This window comes from Brucella sp. H1_1004 (assembly GCF_047308065.1).
Classification (GTDB): Bacteria; Pseudomonadota; Alphaproteobacteria; order Rhizobiales; family Rhizobiaceae; genus Brucella; species Brucella pseudogrignonensis_B.
In genome coordinates this window covers 1,766,858-1,780,708 of record NZ_JAYKZA010000002.1, presented here as the reverse complement: position 1 = coordinate 1,780,708, position 13,851 = coordinate 1,766,858, and the positions used below count along the sequence as shown (strand labels likewise).

Sequence of the window (13,851 nt, the reverse complement as noted above, 5' to 3'; positions counted from 1 at the left end):
GCATATGTCTGTGTCAGATCCTATCGGCGATATGCTGACCCGTATTCGCAACGCAGTAGGCCGCAAGAAGACCAAGGTTTCGACCCCGGCTTCGAAGCTCCGCGCTCGCGTTCTGGATGTTCTTCAGTCTGAAGGTTACATCCGCGGATACACGCAGAGTGAATTCGTGAACGGCAAAGCCGAGATCGAAATCGAACTGAAGTATTATGAAGGCGTTCCAGTCATTCGTGAACTGACCCGCGTTTCGAAGCCTGGCCGTCGCGTTTACGTGTCGGTTAAGTCGATCCCGCAGGTCGCGAATGGTCTTGGCATCTCGATCCTGTCCACCCCTAAGGGTGTGATGGCTGATCATGAAGCTCGTGAACAAAACGTTGGTGGTGAGCTGCTCTGCCGCATCTTCTGATGCGGCTGACAGTGAACAGATAGAAGACAGGTATAAAAATGTCTCGTATCGGTAAAAAACCCGTGCCGGTCCCGGCAGGCGTAACTGCCAGCGTTGAAGGTCAGACCGTCAAGGCTAAGGGCGCGAAGGGCGAATTGTCTTTCGTTGTGCACGAAGAAGTACTGGTTAAGCTTGAAGATGGCGCTGTTAGCGTCGATCCTCGTGATCAGTCTAAAGAAGCTCGCTCCAAGTGGGGCATGTCGCGTTCGATGATTGAAAATATTTTCGAAGGCGTCAACAAGGGCTTTGAAAAGAAGCTTGAGATCAGCGGCGTTGGTTACCGTGCTGCTATGCAGGGCAAAAACGTTCAGCTTTCGCTCGGCTTCTCACACGAAGTTATCTATGACGTGCCAGCTGGCATCACTGTTGCTGTTCCAAAGCCAACGGAAATCGTTGTCTCTGGTATCGACAAGCAGCAGGTTGGTCAGGTCGCGGCTGAGATTCGTGAATATCGCGGCCCCGAGCCTTACAAGGGCAAGGGCGTCAAGTATGCTGGCGAGAAGATCGTCCGCAAAGAAGGCAAGAAGAAGTAAGGGAAGCGCGTCATGGCATCGCCAAAAGAAACTTTGCAGCGTCGCGCTGCTCGTGTACGCCGTCAGGTCAAGGCTGTCGCAAACGGCCGTCCACGTCTCAGCGTACACCGCTCTTCCAAGAACATCTACGTTCAGGTTATCGACGACGTTCGCGGTGTTACCATCGCAGCTGCTTCGACCCTGGATGGCGACCTGAAGGGCAAGCTCAAGACTGGCGCCGACTCCGCAGCAGCTGCTGCAGTCGGCAAGCTGGTTGCAGAGCGTGCTAAGAAAGCAGGCGTCAGTGAAGTAGTGTTTGATCGTGGTGCATTCATTTACCACGGTCGCGTGAAGGCTCTCGCCGAAGCTGCCCGCGAAGGCGGTCTGAGCTTCTAATATTTTGTGCTTCCGGAAAAAAATAAAGGAATAGGATATGGCACAGAGAGAACGTAACCGCGAAGATCGCGGTCGTGAGGAGCGCGACAGCGAATTCGTTGACAAGCTCGTTCACATTAATCGCGTCGCCAAGGTTGTTAAAGGTGGTCGTCGTTTTGGTTTCGCTGCGCTCGTCGTAGTTGGTGACCAGAAGGGCCGCGTTGGCTTCGGTCATGGTAAGGCACGCGAAGTGCCTGAAGCGATCCGTAAGGCTACTGAAGCTGCTAAGCGCGACATGATTTTCGTTCCGCTTCGTTCGGGCCGTACTCTGCATCACGATGTGCAGGGCCGTCACGGCGCTGGTAAGGTCCTCCTCCGTGCAGCTCCTGCCGGTAAGGGTATCATTGCTGGTGGTCCAATGCGTGCAGTGTTCGAAACGCTTGGCGTTCAGGACGTTGTTGCTAAGTCGCTCGGCTCCTCGAACCCTTACAACATGGTTCGTGCAACCTTTGACGCTCTGAAGCATCAGATGCATCCAAAGGACATCGCTGCACAGCGCGGTATCAAGTACTCGACCCTTCAGGCTCGCCGCCATGATGTGGTCGGTTCGGAAGAATAGCCGATAGTTTGTGCCAGTCCGGTGCGCGAGCACCGGATACGCCATAGACAAGGGATTTGAGTGATGGCTGAGAAGAAGGGTAAGACGGTTACGGTCGAACAGATCGGAAGCCCTATCCGTCGTCCAGCCGAACAGCGTGCAACGCTGATCGGTCTGGGACTTAACAAAATGCACCGCCGCCGCACACTGGAGGATACTCCTTCAGTTCGTGGTATGATCGCCAAGGTTCAGCATCTCGTCCGCGTTGTGGACGAGGTCTGATAACGCAGGGGATAGAGACATGAAACTCAACGATCTGCGTGACAAGCCAGGTTCAGTAAAAGCGCGTAAGCGCGTTGGCCGTGGTATCGGCTCCGGCACCGGCAAGACCGCTGGCCGCGGCGTCAAGGGACAGAAGTCCCGTTCTGGCGTAGCGATCAACGGCTTTGAAGGCGGCCAGATGCCAATCTACCGTCGTCTGCCAAAGCGCGGCTTCACCAACATCTTCGCAAAGAGCTTCAACGTTGTATCGCTCGGCCGTGTTCAGGCTGCGATCGATGCAGGAAAGCTGGATGCAAAGGCTGTTGTGAACATTGAAGCCCTCAAGGCTGCTGGCGTGATTCGCCGTGCGCTTGATGGTGTTCGCGTTCTTGCTGACGGTGAACTGACTGCTAAGGTAGCTTTTGATGTTGCTGGTGCTTCCAAGGCCGCGATCGAAAAGATCGAAAAGGCTGGCGGTAGCGTAAAGCTTCCTGAAGCAGCTGCTGAATAAAGCATCGACATAAAAATAAAAGCGGCGGCCTTAGTGCCGCCGCTTGCACATTTATGCCAATGCGCATATCTGGGTAGAGTCTTTTGTCCGAAGGCATGCGGATTTTTAATGCGTGTCGTTGGAGTAGGGGGCCCGATACTTTTCACCGGAGTAATTTAATGGCATCGGCTGCTGAACAGCTAGTTTCCAATCTTAATTTTTCTGCTTTCTCGAAAGCTGAGGAACTTAAGAAGCGTATCTGGTTCACACTGGGCGCTTTGCTCGTGTACCGTTTTGGTACCTATATCCCTCTACCCGGCATCAATCCTGATGCGCTTGCGCAGGCTTTCCAGCAGCATAGCCAGGGTGTGCTCGGACTCTTCAACATGTTTGCCGGTGGTGCTGTTGGTCGTATGGCCATTTTCGCGCTCGGCATTATGCCTTACATTTCCGCTTCCATTATCGTGCAGCTTATGACGTCGGTTGTTCCGACGCTTGAAGCGCTGAAGAAGGAAGGCGAATCGGGCCGTAAGATCATCAACCAGTACACACGTTATGGTACTGTGCTTTTGGCGATCGTTCAGGCCTATGCAATTTCCGTTGGTTTGCAGGCGGGTAACGGTATCGTTACGAACCCTGGACCAATGTTCCTTGTTTCATCGGTCATCACGCTTGTTGGCGGTACGATGTTCCTGATGTGGCTTGGTGAACAGATCACAGCGCGCGGTATTGGTAACGGTATTTCGCTGATCATCTTCGCAGGTATCGTTGCAAACCTTCCGCATGCTATTTCCGGTACACTGGAACTGGGCCGTACTGGTGCTCTGTCAACTGGTCTGATCCTTGGTGTAATCGTTCTGGCTGTCGCGCTGATTGCGATCATCGTGTTTGTTGAACGCGCTCAGCGTCGTCTTCTGATCCAGTATCCGAAGCGTCAGGTTGGCAACCGCATGTTCCAGGGCGATACTTCGCACCTGCCGCTTAAGCTGAACACTGCTGGTGTTATTCCTCCGATCTTCGCTTCGTCGCTTCTGCTTTTGCCTGCGACGGTTGCTGGTTTCGCGAATACGGCTGAAATGCCTGCCTGGGGTACAACTATTCTCAATGCCCTCGGCCATGGTCAGCCGCTTTACATGCTGTTCTATGCTGCGTTGATGGCATTCTTTTGCTTCTTCTATACGGCGATTGTGTTCAATCCCAAGGACACTGCTGACCAGCTTAAGAAGCACTCCGGCTTTATTCCGGGCATCCGTCCCGGCGAGCGTACAGCCGAGTACATAGACTATGTGTTGACCCGCATTACGGTTGTCGGCGCTATCTATATCGTGCTTGTCTGCCTTCTGCCGGAATTTCTGATTTCTGCGACCGGTGTACCTTTCTATCTTGGCGGTACGTCGCTGCTGATCGTGGTCAGCGTTACGCTCGATACGGTTGCGCAAATTCAGGGACACCTTGTCGCCCATCAGTATGAAGGGTTGATCAAGAAGTCCAAACTCAGAGGTGGGAAACGCAGTAAATGAGACTAATACTTCTTGGGCCGCCCGGAGCAGGTAAGGGGACGCAGGCTGGACTTCTTACCAAGAAGCATGGAATACCTCAGCTTTCGACTGGCGACATGCTGCGTGCAGCAGTCGCTCAGCAAAGCGAAATCGGTAAGCGCGCCAAGGCCGTCATGGATGCTGGTCAGCTCGTTTCTGATGAGATCGTAAACCAGATCGTTTCGGAGCGCATTGATGCTCCGGATTGTGCCGGTGGTTTCATTCTCGATGGATACCCACGTACGGTTCCACAAGCGCAGGCGCTTGGTGAAATGCTTCGTGGTAAAGGCTTGAAGCTTGATGCGGTCATCGAGCTGAAGGTTGATGAGAACGCGTTGGTCAAGCGGATGGAGAGCCGTGTCGCCGAGACGATTGCTAAAGGTGGTCAGGTTCGTTCTGACGATAATCCTGAAGCTTTCCGTAAGCGTCTGGTTGAATATCGTGAAAAGACATCGCCGCTCTCGGAGTATTATGCTGGAACAGGCGAACTGCGCGTTTTGAACGGCATGGCACCTGTTGAAGAGGTCACTGCTGAAATCGAGAGAATTCTTGTTCCTGCGTGAGCGGGTAAGCATTAGGCTCAAACGAGCCTTCATGAATTACGGGCAGAGAAGCATTTTGTGTTTTCTGCCCGTTTGTCGCTTCCAAAAACTGCTTTTAATGTCTGCAAGGTTGCTACGGTGACTTTACGGACAGTTAAGAGTTGACTTTTTCGGGCGATTCCGTCAAAGACTGCGCCACTTCAATTTGTTTTGAATGGTCGGTTCTGGCGGAAATAGTAAGAGGCCGGGACCGGTCAAACAATGCTGTCTGGTTGATCGCATCGCCCAGATGGATTTTTATATAACCAAGGAGAACAGACGTGGCACGTATAGCTGGCGTCAACATCCCAACGAACAAGCGCGTTATCATTGCGCTTCAGTACATTCATGGGATTGGACCAAAATTTGCTCGTCAGATCGTAACGAAAGTTGGGATTGCTGACGACCGTCGTGTAAATCAGCTTTCGGATGCTGAAGTCCTTCAGATCCGTGAAGCAATTGATGCTGATTACCGCGTTGAAGGTGATCTGCGTCGTGAAGTTTCCATGAACATCAAGCGTTTGATGGACCTTGGCTGCTACCGCGGCCTGCGTCATCGTCGTTCGCTGCCAGTTCGTGGTCAGCGTACGCATACCAATGCACGCACCCGTAAGGGTCCTGCAAAGGCTATCGCAGGTAAGAAGAAGTAATTTTCGGCAGAACCATTCGTTCTGCCGGGCTTGCCCTTGATTGGGTGGGTTCGGTGCTGGTCCTTATCAAAGGGCTGGTGGAGCCGCTGGAATTACGGCGGTGTCGAGATCGAGTTTTGAAAGGACTATCATGGCTAAGGAAGCCCAGCGTATTCGCCGTCGCGAGCGCAAAAACATCTCGTCGGGCGTTGCCCACGTAAATTCGACGTTCAACAACACCATGATCACCATCACGGATGCACAGGGCAATGCGATTGCCTGGTCGTCTGCAGGTGCTCAAGGTTTCAAGGGTTCGCGTAAGTCGACCCCGTTTGCCGCACAGATCGCTGCTGAAGATTGCGCCAAGAAGGCTCAGGAACATGGCATGCGCTCCCTCGAAGTCGAGGTTTGCGGACCGGGTTCTGGCCGTGAATCTGCGCTGCGCGCCCTTCAGGCTGCTGGCTTTGTGATCACGTCGATCCGCGATGTTACGCCGATCCCGCACAACGGTTGCCGTCCGCGCAAGAAGCGCCGGGTCTAATTTCTTTTATATGCTGCATGAACCCCGAGGGTGACTTCGGGGTTCCTCTGCGGTTCTTCACAGGATCGCTACGATTGGATAGTAGCGACAGTTGATAGAGGAAAAATACATGATCCAGAAAAACTGGCAGGAACTCATTAAGCCGAACAAGGTGGACTTCATCACCAACGGCTCCCGCACGCGTGCGACCGTTGTTGCTGAGCCGCTTGAACGCGGTTTCGGTCTGACACTCGGCAATGCTCTGCGTCGCGTGCTTCTGTCGTCGCTTCGCGGTGCAGCAGTTACCGCTGTCCAGATCGACGGCGTTTTGCATGAGTTTTCTTCTATTCCGGGCGTCCGCGAAGACACCACGGATATTGTTCTGAACGTCAAGGAAATCGCCATCCGTATGGAAGGCGAGGGCCCGAAGCGCATGGTTGTCCGTAAGGAAGGCCCGGGCGTTGTTACGGCTGGTGACATTCAGACTGTTGGCGATGTCGAGATCCTTAACCCGGAACACGTCATCTGCACACTGGATGAAGGCGCTGAAATCCGTATGGAATTCACCGTTAACACCGGTAAGGGCTATGTGCCTGCCGACCGTAATCGTGCGGAAGATGCTCCAATCGGCCTTATTCCGGTTGATAGCCTGTATTCGCCGATCCGCAAGGTATCGTACAAGATTGAGAACACCCGTGAAGGTCAGGTTCTTGATTATGACAAGCTGACGCTCAACATCGAAACCAATGGTTCGGTGAGCGGTGAAGATGCCGTTGCTTATGCAGCACGTATTCTTCAGGACCAGCTGGCTGTCTTCGTTAACTTCGAAGAGCCACAGAAGGAAGCTCCGCAGGAACAAGTTGCGGAACTCGCTTTCAATCCGGCTCTGCTCAAGAAGGTTGACGAACTCGAGCTGTCAGTACGTTCGGCAAACTGCCTGAAGAACGACAACATCGTCTATATCGGCGATCTGATCCAGAAGACGGAAGCCGAGATGTTGCGGACTCCGAATTTCGGCCGCAAGTCGCTCAACGAGATCAAGGAAGTTCTGGCGTCGATGGGTCTCCATCTTGGTATGGAAATCCCAGCCTGGCCGCCTGAGAATATCGAAGATCTCGCCAAGCGCTACGAAGACCAATATTAAGACCGGACAATTCCGGCTGAACTGAATTAAAGGAGAAGGCCATGCGCCACGGTAATGGACAGCGTAAGCTGAACCGAACTGCCTCGCATCGCAAGGCAATGTTCGCCAACATGGCGGCTTCGCTCATCGAGCACGAACAGATTGTGACCACGCTTCCGAAAGCTAAGGAAATCCGTCCAATCGTAGAAAAGCTTGTTACACTCGGCAAGCGCGGTGACCTGCATGCACGTCGTCAGGCGATTTCCGCCATCCGCGACGTACAGCTGGTTGCTAAGCTGTTCGACACACTTGCTACGCGTTACGCAACCCGTAACGGCGGCTACATCCGCATCATGAAGGCAGGCTTCCGCACCGGTGACAATGCACCGATGGCAGTTGTCGAATTCGTTGAACGCGATGTCGATGCGAAGGGCAAAGCTGATCGCGCACGCGTTGAAGCTGAAGCCGCTGCTGAAGCAGCCGCAGCGTAATTCACGCTTCGTAATGATTAAGAAGGGTCGCCTCGTGCGGCCCTTTTTGTTTTAAGCTTTGGTTCCACCAAGCATTACAAAGCTGTAATGCTGTTTGCCACAATACAGCCCTTTATCCTTGGCCTTGTTGCCTCCATATTGTTCTCAACCCGATGAATCGGGTTTCGGAAAGAAAGCTGGAGTGAGCGGATGAATTTGCGGCGATTGGGAATTACGGGTGTTGTTCTAGCTTCTGTCAGTATGATGGTGTTGCCGACATTTGCGCAGGACAATCCTGCGCCGGTTCAAGGAAAGCAGATCCCGCTGAGCCGAGGCGACATGCAGCTGTCTTTTGCGCCGCTTGTGAAACAGACTGCGCCGGCTGTGGTGAATGTCTATGCAGCGCGGCAAGTGCAGCAACGCCCATCACCTTTTGCGGGTGATCCATTTTTTGAGCAGTTTTTCGGCAAACAATTTGGCGGTACAGGCAAGCCACGCACGGAACAATCGCTCGGTTCGGGTGTGATCGTCGATTCATCGGGCATTGTCGTGACCAACAATCACGTCATCAAGGATGCAGACGAGATCAAAGTCGCTCTGTCTGATGGTCGTCAACTTGAGAGCAAAGTTTTGCTTCGCGACGAGACCACTGATCTTGCGGTTCTTAAGATTGAAGCAAAAGAGAAATTCCCAGTCGTTTCGCTTGGTAACTCTGACGATGTTGAAGTTGGCGATCTGGTTCTCGCGATCGGCAATCCATTTGCTGTCGGGCAAACTGTCACGAGCGGTATCGTGTCAGCGCAGTCACGCACACAGGTCGGCGTCTCTGATTTCGACTTCTTCATTCAGACAGACGCCGCCATCAATCCGGGTAATTCGGGTGGTGGTCTGATCGATATGCGCGGTCGCCTTATCGGTATCAACACAGCTATTTATTCACGCTCTGGCGGTTCGGTGGGTATCGGGTTTGCAATTCCATCGAATATGGTTCGCGCAGTTGTTGATGCTGCGTTGAGCGGCAGCACCAGTTTTGAGCGTCCTTTCATTGGTGCGACTTTCCAGAACATCACACCTGATGTCGCTGAAAGTCTTGGTATGGATAAGTCGTTTGGTGTGCTGGTGACGGCTGTTACCAAGGGCGGACCAGCAGAAAAGGCAGGATTGAAAGTCGGTGACGTTGTTCTTTCCGTCCAGGATGTGCGTGCCGACAACATCGACGTTCTCGGTTATCGCCTCTCAACCGCAGGCATTGGCAATACGGTTATGCTTGATATTGTGCGTAATGGAAAGGACAGCAAGCTGCCTGTAAAACTGGCAAAAGAGCCAGAAGCCAAGCCACAGCAGAAGCAGACAATTAAGGGCGATAATCCGTTTGAAGGAGCAGTCGTTGAGGAAATCACTCCCACAATGGCCTCGAAGATGCGACTGCGTGACGGTTCGCGCGGTGTAATCGTCACTGATGTGATTGTTAATTCGCAAGCAGCTCAGCTTGGTTTGCGCCAGCGCGATATTATTCGCGGAATCAATGGCAATCCGATCCGTACGATCAATGATTTGACCTCGGCGCTTAATGGCGGACGGGGTCTGGCATGGCGGCTTGAAGTTGAGCGCAATGGTGCTTTGATCCGCCAGTTCGTTCGCTGACCTCATCGCTAAGCATTTAAAGTTGCATGTCGTTTCAGGCGGGACTATGCCTGAAACGACATTTGTTTTTATGGCATCGAGCGAAGCGAAATGAGCGATCTATTTTCCACTGCGGCTGATCCGAATGCCGACCGTAACAGGCCGCTTGCCGATCGCCTTCGTCCGCGCGAACTGTCGGAAGTAACGGGGCAGGAACATCTAACTGGTCCAGAAGGCATTCTCACACGGATGATCGCCTCTGGCTCGCTTGGTTCTATGATTTTCTGGGGCCCTCCTGGAACTGGCAAAACCACTGTTGCACGATTGCTCGCAGGCGAAACCGAGCTTGCGTTCGAGCAGATTTCAGCGATTTTTTCCGGTGTAGCTGATCTTAAGAAAGTCTTTGAGGCTGCGCGTGCGCGCCGCATGTCTGGTCGCCAAACTCTGTTGTTTGTGGACGAGATTCATCGTTTCAATCGTGCGCAACAGGATAGTTTTCTTCCTGTGATGGAAGATGGCACCGTTATTCTGATTGGTGCGACGACAGAAAATCCATCCTTTGAACTCAACGCCGCTTTGCTGTCTCGGGCGAGGGTGCTAACTTTTCATCCGCATGACGCATTGAGTATTGCGACACTTCTGACACGCGCTGAAGAGCAGGAAGAGCGTCCCTTACCGCTTGATGAAGAAGCACGCGCTAGCCTTATTCGCATGGCGGATGGCGATGGCCGCGCATCTTTAACACTTGCAGAAGAAGTATGGCGGGCTGCCCGACCGGGCGAGATATTTGATGCGGAAAAGTTGCAGGATGTCGTGCAGCGCCGTGCGCCCGTTTATGACAAAGGACAGGACGGCCATTACAACCTTATTTCCGCGCTGCATAAATCCGTGCGTGGGTCTGACCCTGACGCAGCACTCTATTATCTCTGCCGCATGTTTGATGCAGGAGAAGATCCGCTTTATCTGGGGCGTCGGCTGGTTCGCATGGCAGTGGAGGACATCGGTCTTGCCGATCCGCAAGCGCTTGCGATCTGCAATGCGGCGAAGGATGCTTACGATTATCTCGGCTCTCCGGAAGGCGAGCTGGCCTTGGCACAGGCCTGCGTTTATCTGGCAACCGCTCCAAAATCCAACGCCGTTTATATGGCCTATAAAGCTTCGATGCGTGCGGCAAAGGAGAATGGTTCTCTCTTACCACCAAAGCACATTCTTAATGCGCCGACCAAGCTTATGAAGAGCGAAGGCTATGGTGATGGTTATGCCTATGATCATGACCAGCCAGACGCTTTTTCGGGGCAGGACTATTTCCCCGAGGCCATGGGTCGACAGGTTTTCTACGATCCACCAGAGCGTGGTTTTGAAAGAGAAATTCGTAAGCGTCTCGATTACTGGTCGCGTTTAAGAGCTGAGCGTCAGGGGCGCAGATGAACGCCGACCGCTACATTTAAAACTATTCGCGCGGCCTTATAGTCACATTTCGGCCTTCATCTATCAGCTTAGAGCGAAGAAGATTGCGACCTATAGCTTTATTCCACAGGTCGCGTCCTTCATTTATTTTCCAATAAATACAACGATCCGGCAACTCAAAGCGGTATGCTTAAACAATCTGGTAACCATATACAGATCAGACACTTAGCTTAAGTTGTACTTAATGTTTAAAATTCATCAAAATTTATAATTTCTACGAGGTTTGTCCATGACGCGCGTATTGATGCTCGTTGCGCTCGTACTTCTTGGTGGCTGCGCGACCGCCCCACGGCAGATCAGCAATGTATGCGCAGTTTTCGATCAGCGCGATGGCTGGATAAATAACTGGCAGAAGGACGCCACACGCGTCTCTCGTGAGTATGGCGTACCTGTTCATATTCTCATGGCGACGATTTATGCAGAATCTGGTTTCCGTCCATACGCCCGCCCGCCGCGCACGAAGCTGCTCGGCTTTATTCCATGGAAGCGTGCATCAAGTGCTTATGGCTATTCGCAGGCACTTAATGGAACGTGGGACCGCTACAAGCGCGAAACAGGGCGCTGGACTGCATCGCGCAGCAATTTTGGTGACGCTATTCATTTCATCGGCTGGTATCATAATGAAAGTAGCCGGAGAAATGGCATTAACCGTAATGATGCTTACAGGCTCTATCTCGCCTATTATTCGGGCCATGGCGGTTATGCCCGCGGTGTCTGGCGTAATAACTCGACAGCCCTGAACGGAGCCAAACGCGCTCAGAACATGGCCAGCCGCTATGCAACCCAGCTGCGTTCTTGTGGGCGTATGGGCTAAAATGGCTTGGAATGTGCTGTAAAATTGGCGATAAAGGGATTTAAGGCCACCATCCAGCCGTATTCGAAGTTATCATTCGCGGCGAATCGAACATTGAGGATGACGTTTTTTATGCTGAAGAAACTTGGAATTGTCTTTATCGGGGCCACATTTCTGGCAGGCTGTACATCGACTGACCCATATACGGGCCAGGAAAAGATGTCGAACACCGCAGGTGGTGCCGCTATTGGCGCAGCCGTTGGTGCACTCGGCGGTCTGATGGTCGGTGGTTCCAGCCGCGCACAGCGTAATGCTGTTCTGATCGGTGCGGGTATTGGTGCGCTTGGTGGCGGTGCTATCGGCAATTACATGGATCGTCAGGAATCTGAACTCCGGAATCAGTTGCAGGGAACCGGCGTCTCAGTCACCCGTAATGGCGATCAGATTATCCTCAACATGCCTTCGGCGATTACGTTTGATACCGATCAGGATCAGGTGAAAAGCCAGTTTTATCCAACTCTGAACTCGGTTGCGATTGTCTTGCGCAAATTCAATCAGACACTGGTTGATGTATATGGCTTTACCGACTCGACCGGTAGCGCGAGCTACAATCAGGGTCTGTCGCAGCGCCGTGCAGCCTCCGTTGCAAGCTATCTCGGCTCGCAGGGCATTGATCCTCGCCGCTTTGCAGTTATCGGCTATGGCGCAAGTCAGCCAGTTGCCAGCAATGCAACACCGGAAGGCCGTGCACAGAATCGTCGTGTGGAAATTCAGATTTCTCCGCTGCGCGGCGTACAGCAGTAATTCGAAGTTAGTATTTTTAGGCGATTTGACGCAGTCTTTCGAAAGAAGGGCTGCGTTTTCATTTGTTAGCAGCGAATCGAGCGGTAAATTTCCATGCTTTTTGCAACTAAAGCGTGGACAGTTTTTAAGATTATAGCTTTCTAATATATAAGAACAATAAAAGAACAAAAAATCTTATTTGTTTAAAAACAATAACTTGAGCTTATTGCCAAATGAGAACAAAACAGATACAAATAGATATTGGCGATAAGCCCGATGGGCTTCTAGCGAGACAAGAGGATGGTGTAAGATGTCTCAGAAATCATTGCGACTCGTTGAGGATAATTCAGTGGATAAGACTAAGGCTCTGGATGCGGCGTTGTCGCAAATTGAACGTGCGTTCGGCAAGGGCTCTATCATGCGGCTCGGTCAGAACGAGGTCGTTGATATTGAGACTGTGCCAACCGGCTCGCTTTCTTTGGATATTGCATTGGGCGTCGGCGGTCTGCCCAAGGGACGTATCGTAGAAATTTATGGCCCTGAAAGCTCGGGTAAGACGACGCTAGCACTGCATACGATTGCAGAAGCACAGAGAAAAGGCGGCATCTGCGCATTTGTTGACGCGGAACATGCGCTTGATCCTGTCTATGCGCGTAAGCTCGGCGTTGATCTAGAAAACCTCCTGATCTCGCAGCCCGATACGGGTGAGCAGGCGCTTGAAATCACTGATACGCTTGTGCGTTCTGGTGCGATTGACGTTCTCGTCGTCGACTCCGTTGCGGCTCTTACACCACGCGCTGAAATTGAAGGCGAAATGGGTGATTCTCTGCCAGGGCTTCAGGCCCGCCTGATGAGTCAGGCACTGCGTAAGCTCACAGCTTCGATCTCGCGTTCGAATTGCATGGTCATCTTCATCAATCAGATTCGCATGAAGATCGGCGTGATGTTCGGATCGCCTGAAACGACAACCGGCGGTAATGCGCTCAAGTTCTATGCTTCGGTGCGTCTTGATATTCGGCGCATCGGTTCTATCAAGGAGCGTGATGAAGTTGTTGGCAACCAAACCCGCGTCAAGGTGGTCAAGAACAAGCTTGCCCCTCCTTTCAAGCAGGTAGAGTTCGACATCATGTATGGTGCCGGTGTTTCTAAGACAGGCGAATTGGTCGATCTTGGTGTGAAGGCTGGTATTGTCGAAAAGTCGGGCGCTTGGTTCTCTTATAATTCGCAGCGTCTGGGGCAGGGCCGTGAAAACGCCAAGCAATATTTGAAAGACAATCCGGAAGTCGCAAAAGAGATTGAAACGACACTTCGTCAAAATGCAGGTCTCATCGCTGAGAAGTTTATTGAAGATGGTGGTCCGGAATCTGATGATGGTCCGGATGCAGCTGAAGCATAAGCTTTGCGTTGATATGAAATAGAGAAAGCCCTGCACGAAAGTGTGGGGCTTTTGCTTTTTAAGCCCAATACTGTTGCATAGTTGCCGTTTTCTGCATTTGCGGCAGAAATTGCTTTTATAGCGCACACTGCTTATCTGGACAGAAAAGCAGTGCCCCGTTAAAAGCGGACAACCGAAATTCCACCTCAAGGACTTTCCATTATCGGGCAGTCGAAGCGTGGCGGCAGATCAAGCCGTTAAATGCGGCATT

The 13,851-nt window shown here is 52.3% G+C and carries 17 protein-coding genes; all 17 read left to right on the top strand.

All coding sequences use genetic code 11. From position 1 onward, the window contains the following. The first annotated feature begins 4 nt into the window (after positions 1–4). The 17 genes from rpsH to recA all read left to right on the top strand — a co-directional run bounded on the left by rpsH (position 5) and on the right by recA (position 13,601). A complete protein-coding gene (gene rpsH, locus U2P60_RS16000; RefSeq protein ID WP_007875325.1) occupies positions 5–403 on the top strand; it encodes a 30S ribosomal protein S8 in 399 nt (132 codons plus the stop codon). 38 nt (positions 404–441) lie between these two features. Next, on the top strand, positions 442–975 hold the full coding sequence (gene rplF, locus U2P60_RS15995; protein ID WP_313826627.1) for a 50S ribosomal protein L6: 534 nt from the start codon (positions 442–444) through the stop codon (positions 973–975). 12 nt (positions 976–987) lie between these two features. Continuing rightward, positions 988–1,350 (top strand): 50S ribosomal protein L18, encoded by a 363-nt coding sequence (rplR, locus tag U2P60_RS15990; RefSeq protein ID WP_064320721.1) that lies wholly within the window; start codon positions 988–990, stop codon positions 1,348–1,350. 37 nt (positions 1,351–1,387) lie between these two features. Continuing rightward, entirely contained in the window at positions 1,388–1,948 is a 561-nt protein-coding gene (gene rpsE, locus U2P60_RS15985; protein ID WP_024897023.1) for a 30S ribosomal protein S5, read from the top strand. A gap of 63 nt (positions 1,949–2,011) precedes the next feature. Beyond that, positions 2,012–2,209, top strand: coding sequence for a 50S ribosomal protein L30 (gene rpmD, locus U2P60_RS15980; RefSeq protein WP_094504974.1), 198 nt, complete (start codon positions 2,012–2,014; stop codon positions 2,207–2,209). Positions 2,210–2,228: 19 nt separating this feature from the next. After that, the gene (gene rplO, locus U2P60_RS15975; RefSeq protein ID WP_250040981.1) at positions 2,229–2,699 is read left to right on the top strand and encodes a 50S ribosomal protein L15; all 471 of its coding nucleotides are present in this window, start codon (positions 2,229–2,231) and stop codon (positions 2,697–2,699) included. Between the two features lie 158 nt (positions 2,700–2,857). Beyond that, a complete protein-coding gene (secY, locus tag U2P60_RS15970; protein WP_250040979.1) occupies positions 2,858–4,198 on the top strand; it encodes a preprotein translocase subunit SecY in 1,341 nt (446 codons plus the stop codon). Beyond that, positions 4,195–4,779, top strand: a complete 585-nt coding sequence (locus U2P60_RS15965) for an adenylate kinase (RefSeq protein ID WP_413573338.1) — start codon at positions 4,195–4,197, stop codon at positions 4,777–4,779. The genes secY and U2P60_RS15965 overlap by 4 nt, the downstream gene beginning before the upstream one ends. 299 nt (positions 4,780–5,078) lie before the next feature. Then, entirely contained in the window at positions 5,079–5,447 is a 369-nt protein-coding gene (gene rpsM, locus U2P60_RS15960) for a 30S ribosomal protein S13 (protein WP_024897027.1), read from the top strand. A gap of 130 nt (positions 5,448–5,577) precedes the next feature. Then, positions 5,578–5,967 carry a 30S ribosomal protein S11 gene (gene rpsK / locus U2P60_RS15955; RefSeq protein ID WP_024897028.1) on the top strand — a complete coding sequence of 130 codons (390 nt, stop codon included), beginning with the start codon at positions 5,578–5,580 and terminating at the stop codon, positions 5,965–5,967. 109 nt (positions 5,968–6,076) lie between these two features. After that, complete coding sequence (locus U2P60_RS15950) at positions 6,077–7,090, top strand: DNA-directed RNA polymerase subunit alpha (RefSeq protein WP_250040976.1); 1,014 nt, start codon at positions 6,077–6,079, stop codon at positions 7,088–7,090. A gap of 41 nt (positions 7,091–7,131) precedes the next feature. After that, the gene (gene rplQ / locus U2P60_RS15945; protein ID WP_313826624.1) at positions 7,132–7,560 is read left to right on the top strand and encodes a 50S ribosomal protein L17; all 429 of its coding nucleotides are present in this window, start codon (positions 7,132–7,134) and stop codon (positions 7,558–7,560) included. A gap of 189 nt (positions 7,561–7,749) precedes the next feature. Further along, positions 7,750–9,183, top strand: coding sequence for a DegQ family serine endoprotease (locus tag U2P60_RS15940; protein WP_413573337.1), 1,434 nt, complete (start codon positions 7,750–7,752; stop codon positions 9,181–9,183). A 90-nt stretch (positions 9,184–9,273) separates the two neighbouring features. Beyond that, positions 9,274–10,590, top strand: coding sequence for a replication-associated recombination protein A (locus tag U2P60_RS15935; RefSeq protein ID WP_313826622.1), 1,317 nt, complete (start codon positions 9,274–9,276; stop codon positions 10,588–10,590). A gap of 268 nt (positions 10,591–10,858) precedes the next feature. Beyond that, positions 10,859–11,443 (top strand): transglycosylase SLT domain-containing protein, encoded by a 585-nt coding sequence (locus U2P60_RS15930; RefSeq protein ID WP_413573336.1) that lies wholly within the window; start codon positions 10,859–10,861, stop codon positions 11,441–11,443. 111 nt (positions 11,444–11,554) lie between these two features. Next, on the top strand, positions 11,555–12,226 hold the full coding sequence (locus U2P60_RS15925; RefSeq protein ID WP_250040970.1) for an OmpA family protein: 672 nt from the start codon (positions 11,555–11,557) through the stop codon (positions 12,224–12,226). Between the two features lie 289 nt (positions 12,227–12,515). Beyond that, positions 12,516–13,601, top strand: coding sequence for a recombinase RecA (gene recA, locus U2P60_RS15920; RefSeq protein WP_313826620.1), 1,086 nt, complete (start codon positions 12,516–12,518; stop codon positions 13,599–13,601). The last annotated feature ends 250 nt before the right edge of the window (positions 13,602–13,851 follow it).

Bases quoted from the DNA above. Each gene is read 5' to 3' on its own strand.
- rpsH (WP_007875325.1), top strand. From the start codon at position 5: ATGTCTGTGTCAGATCCTATCGGCGATATGCTGACCCGTATTCGCAAC.
- rplF (WP_313826627.1), top strand. From the start codon at position 442: ATGTCTCGTATCGGTAAAAAACCCGTGCCGGTCCCGGCAGGCGTAACT.
- rplR (WP_064320721.1), top strand. From the start codon at position 988: ATGGCATCGCCAAAAGAAACTTTGCAGCGTCGCGCTGCTCGTGTACGC.
- rpsE (WP_024897023.1), top strand. From the start codon at position 1,388: ATGGCACAGAGAGAACGTAACCGCGAAGATCGCGGTCGTGAGGAGCGC.
- rpmD (WP_094504974.1), top strand. From the start codon at position 2,012: ATGGCTGAGAAGAAGGGTAAGACGGTTACGGTCGAACAGATCGGAAGC.
- rplO (WP_250040981.1), top strand. From the start codon at position 2,229: ATGAAACTCAACGATCTGCGTGACAAGCCAGGTTCAGTAAAAGCGCGT.
- secY (WP_250040979.1), top strand. From the start codon at position 2,858: ATGGCATCGGCTGCTGAACAGCTAGTTTCCAATCTTAATTTTTCTGCT.
- U2P60_RS15965 (WP_413573338.1), top strand. From the start codon at position 4,195: ATGAGACTAATACTTCTTGGGCCGCCCGGAGCAGGTAAGGGGACGCAG.
- rpsK (WP_024897028.1), top strand. From the start codon at position 5,578: ATGGCTAAGGAAGCCCAGCGTATTCGCCGTCGCGAGCGCAAAAACATC.
- U2P60_RS15950 (WP_250040976.1), top strand. From the start codon at position 6,077: ATGATCCAGAAAAACTGGCAGGAACTCATTAAGCCGAACAAGGTGGAC.
- rplQ (WP_313826624.1), top strand. From the start codon at position 7,132: ATGCGCCACGGTAATGGACAGCGTAAGCTGAACCGAACTGCCTCGCAT.
- U2P60_RS15940 (WP_413573337.1), top strand. From the start codon at position 7,750: ATGAATTTGCGGCGATTGGGAATTACGGGTGTTGTTCTAGCTTCTGTC.
- U2P60_RS15935 (WP_313826622.1), top strand. From the start codon at position 9,274: ATGAGCGATCTATTTTCCACTGCGGCTGATCCGAATGCCGACCGTAAC.
- U2P60_RS15930 (WP_413573336.1), top strand. From the start codon at position 10,859: ATGACGCGCGTATTGATGCTCGTTGCGCTCGTACTTCTTGGTGGCTGC.
- U2P60_RS15925 (WP_250040970.1), top strand. From the start codon at position 11,555: ATGCTGAAGAAACTTGGAATTGTCTTTATCGGGGCCACATTTCTGGCA.
- recA (WP_313826620.1), top strand. From the start codon at position 12,516: ATGTCTCAGAAATCATTGCGACTCGTTGAGGATAATTCAGTGGATAAG.